Here is a 272-nt window from a genome sequence, read left to right on the forward strand (position 1 = left end):
ATGCACACAGGGCTTATTCTTGACGCGTTAGAACAAGCAATTTGGCATCGTGGTAAAACAGAAGGATTGATCCATCACAGCGACAGAGGGAGCCAATACTTGTCTATTAGATACAGTGAGCGACTTGCAGAAGCGGGGATCCAAGCATCCGTAGGAAGCGTTGGAGATTCTTATGACAACGCAATGGCTGAGACGATAAATGGTTTATTTAAAACAGAAATTATCCGAAGAAATGGACCATGGAAAAATGTTGATGCTGTCGAATACGCCAC

1 protein-coding gene is annotated in these 272 nt (G+C 43.8%); it reads left to right on the plus strand.

Annotated features, from left to right (window positions below; all coding sequences use genetic code 11):
* Positions 1–272 (plus strand): DDE-type integrase/transposase/recombinase (locus HC733_RS22790; protein WP_190367230.1); only part of this gene is annotated, 272 nt, incomplete at both ends.

Source organism: Pseudoalteromonas sp. S16_S37 (assembly GCF_014694405.1).
In the GTDB taxonomy this organism is placed as follows: domain Bacteria; phylum Pseudomonadota; class Gammaproteobacteria; order Enterobacterales; family Alteromonadaceae; genus Pseudoalteromonas.